Here is a 3,977-nt window from a genome sequence, read left to right on the forward strand (position 1 = left end):
GGCTCGGTTTCACAAGGAAATTGAAGGTCTTCTCCCTCATCCACAGGAATAACCTGAGCGCTGTTCTGCTTGTAAATCAATCGGATCTCGGATTGAATCTGTCAGAAATTTTGAATGGCATAATCGCTATTGTGATCGACCCGGAAGGGTTGCCCTGGGAAGTGCTTTCCCTTGCCGTGGATCAGTTGGCCGATGCCTATCGTCTTGACAAGATACCCCTTCTAATCTATCCTCCCGATTATGTTGAAGTCAGGGACATTCCTTATGACAAGCAATACCTGATGTGGATATTGAATATGTATTACATATACAAGTTTATGGAATATATGCAACAAACATTCGGGGTAAGTTATGAGTAGTATTTTGACGCAAGCAGATTCGACAGAAACGGGAAGCGTTCCACTATACAGCAGTAGAATAACAAAAAGTTACGTGGAATATCTGGATCTGCATTACCCCGAAATTGATGCTGATTCCGCTCTCGATTATTCGGGGATCACAAGGTACCAACTTGTGGATCAGGGTCACTGGTTTAATCAGAGGCAGGTAGATCTCTTCCAGGAGGCCGTGGTCAAAAAGACCGGTAATCCGGATATTGCCCGTGAAGTTGGACGTTATGCAAGCACCTCCAAGGCGTGGGGTATTGTGGTGCGATATATGCTTGGGTTTATCACCCCCGCAACTGCCTATATGATGCTGGAAAGACTCTACCCCCACCTGAGCCGCGCCTGTACTGTCCATGTAAAAAAGCTTAAAAGCAATAGAGTCGAGGTTATTGTCACACCTAAACCGCATGTTGAAGAGAAACCTTATCAATGTAAGAACCGGTGGGGGTCATTTGAAGGTATAGCCAAGCTGTTCACAAGCAAACTCGCCACAATTGAGCATCCTGTATGCATACACGAGGGCGGGGACTGCTGCCGCTATATCATTACATGGGAAAAGAGCCCTGCCTTTAGGTGGAAGCGGATCCGCAGTTATATAATTCCTGTCGGCATCATATTGTATTTGATACTCTTTTTTGCTTTACCGGGGAAATACTGGTTGATCTCCATGCTGTCATGTGCCCTGTTTATGGTTTCTGTTTCGCTTTATTCAGAATATAGGGAGAAAAAAGAGCTGGTTATAGACCTCGAAAGTCAGGGTTATCTGGCAAGCAGTCTTTTGAATCAGACCGAGATTAGCTACAACAATGCCCTGCTTATCAAGGAGCTTGGTCAGGCCTTCTCCAGCATACTGGATATAGATAAACTTTTCAAAGTTACAATGGAAACGATGCAGAAACGGCTCGATTTTGACAGAGGAATGATAATGCTTGCCAATAAAGAAAGGGCCCGTCTTGTTTACACCGCCGGTTTTGGATATAAACCCACAGAGGAGGAATTCTTGAAACAGGCAGAGTTTCGTCTTGATAACCCTGAGTCTAAAGGGCAGTTTGTACAGGCCTTTAAAGGACAAAAATCCTTTCTGGTCAGCGACATCAAGGAAACTGAAAAAGATCTTTCAGAAAGAAGTCTCGAATTTGCAAAAAGGTTGGGCGCTCTATCATTTATTTGTGTGCCAATAGTTTACGAAGGGTGTTCAGAAGGAATCCTGGCGGTCGATAATGTCCAGTCGAAGAGAAAACTTACCGAGAGTGATATGAGTCTCTTGACGGGAATATCTACTCAGATCGCAATTAGCATTAACAATGCAAAAGCCTACGAGAAAGTCAGGGAGAGCGAGGAACGGTTCAGGGCACTCAGTGATAATGCTCCAGACATTATTTACACATTGGGAATAGATGGATTATTTACATACGTAAACCCTGCCTGGGAAAAGATATTGGGCCACAGGAAAAAAGAAGTCATAGGCAGGCATCTTATAGATTTTATGAAAGAAGAAGGAAGCCCAAACTTTGTTCGTCTTATAAAAAACATAAAAGACAATAAGGAAACAATCAAAGATGTCAATGTAGTGATTTCGAATAAGGATGGACATGAACGGCTTTTCACGATGAATAATGCTCCGAACTTGGATTCAGAGGGAAATGTTGCTGGAATCGTGGGAACATTGAAGGATATCACAAAACTGAAGCAATCAGAAATAGAGCTGAAAAAGAGCTTCGAAAAACTGCAAATGGCAATGAACAGCACCATCAATGCCATGTCAATGATTACCGAGTCAAGAGATCCTTACACATCCGGTCATCAAAAGCAAGTTGCTGACCTTGCCGTCGCCATTGCTGAAGAAATGAACCTTTCGGAAGAGAGCATAAAAATAATCCACATGGCCTCCCTGATTCATGACATCGGTAAAATACAAATCCCCGCTGAAATCTTAGTTAAACCAGGTAAGTTAAGTGAAATTGAATTCAGCATGATAAAAACTCATTCAGAAATTGGCTATAACATCTTAAAGACAGTAGAGTTTACACCTCCCATTGCTGAAATTGTACTTCAACACCATGAGAGGTTGGACGGTTCCGGATATCCTAAAGGTATTACCGGGAATGAAATTATTTTAGAAGCGAGGATTATTGCCGTCGCAGATGTAGTAGAGGCTATGGCTTCTCATAGGCCTTACCGGCCATCACGGGGAGCAGACAAGGCATTAGAGGAAATCACGAAGGCCAGGGGCGTCTTTTATGATGCTGATGTTGTGGACGCCTGTTTGAAGCTTTTTAAAGAAAAAGGTTTTGAATTCAAACAAGATTGGGGCATGTAAATAATTTAACCAGAGACAGGTCTCATCCCCTTACACAGAATCAGGGGGGTGTAAGTGAAACGTCGCGTGTCATAGAAAAATCTTTTAAAGTCGGCATGAAAGGTTTCATAACCGCCGGGATAATCATTGAATAGATCACCGAGCTTCACAGCGGCTACCTCCACTTTTTTCATCCAGTTGAATGCATCCCCATCCCTTATTCCCCCGTAGATTAAATGGTGCGGCATCAGATGCACCTTGATATCTTCAAATCCATTGTCATAAAGATAGGAATACAATTTCCGGCCTGCGTAGGTGTCGAAGTTATATTCCTCGTCTAATCTGGCCATCAGTTTGGGTAAAAGCTCCTTCATCCCGGATGGAAGCTCGTAATGATTGAGACAATTATGATCAAGATCCAGCAGACAAAGGAATCCGCCCGGTTTGAGACAAGATTTCAGGTTTCTAACAATATCGTGACTTCCTGCACGATAATATTCCAGCACAAAGCGAACCCAGATGATATCGAACTGACCGAGATCATCCAGGGAATTCCTCACGTCATGCACATAAAAGTCAAGCCCGGATCTTCCCCCATAATGCTTTCTGGCATAATTTATTCTTTCTTCTGAAAAATCCACACCAACTATGCTTCCGCCGGGCTGTATCATTTCATACAGGACAGATGTCGTTTTTCCCGGTCCGCAACCTGCGTCGAGCACCCTCAACCCCGGTCTTATACCACACCAGACGGCCTGTTCCTTAACTGCTTCCGGATTTGTCTTAACCTCCAGCCGAATGCTCTCTTCTTCGTTTTCCATCAGATACGCCGTGTCGCTTTTCAAGATTCATCCTCCGATCAAAAAATAGCCTGTCCCACTATCACCTTATTAAAAGCACAGGATGGGAATTTAACAAAAAACCACTCTTATATCAATAAAAGAAATGTGCTTTGGGGCCCAAAAATAGACATTGAAAATAAAGACTGTCCTCCCCATCCCGTAGGACAGCCGTCTCGGCTGTCTAAGCGATTCACCATTATGGACAGGCGGGACGCCTGTCCTACTGTGTCGGAAGGGTCAATGTCTATTTTAGGGTGGGGGTCTGAGCTTGCAATGCAACATTTAACAACATATAATAATCCACCCTTTCTAAAGGGGGCAAAGCCGCAACCCCAAAAGTGCCTAAAGTTTGAAGTGCCTAAAGTGAGCTAAAGTTAATGTACACGCCTTCGGCGCGGTCAAATTCGAAACAGGCTGCGCTGAAAGCGCATTTTTTAACTTTAGGCACTT

At 43.7% G+C, this 3,977-nt stretch carries 3 protein-coding genes; 2 read left to right on the forward strand and 1 reads right to left on the reverse strand.

The annotated features are described in order from the left end of the window. Positions 1–359: hypothetical protein (locus tag Q7J27_14780; protein ID MDO9530406.1), on the forward strand; the 359-nt coding region annotated here is incomplete at its 5' end. After that, positions 352–2,706 (forward strand): PAS domain S-box protein, encoded by a 2,355-nt coding sequence (locus tag Q7J27_14785; protein ID MDO9530407.1) that lies wholly within the window; start codon positions 352–354, stop codon positions 2,704–2,706. The genes Q7J27_14780 and Q7J27_14785, both read left to right, overlap by 8 nt. 5 nt (positions 2,707–2,711) lie before the next feature. On the opposite strand, the gene Q7J27_14790 is transcribed toward Q7J27_14785, so the two are convergent. Then, positions 2,712–3,530: a methyltransferase domain-containing protein gene (locus Q7J27_14790; GenBank protein MDO9530408.1), complete on the reverse strand. Its 819-nt coding sequence runs from the start codon at positions 3,528–3,530 to the stop codon at positions 2,712–2,714. Between the last annotated feature and the right edge of the window lie 447 nt (positions 3,531–3,977).

The sequence above is a fragment of the Syntrophales bacterium genome (assembly GCA_030655775.1).
Lineage (GTDB): Bacteria > Desulfobacterota > Syntrophia > Syntrophales > JADFWA01 > JAUSPI01.

Bases quoted from the DNA above. Each gene is read 5' to 3' on its own strand.
- Q7J27_14785 (MDO9530407.1), top strand. From the start codon at position 352: ATGAGTAGTATTTTGACGCAAGCAGATTCGACAGAAACGGGAAGCGTT.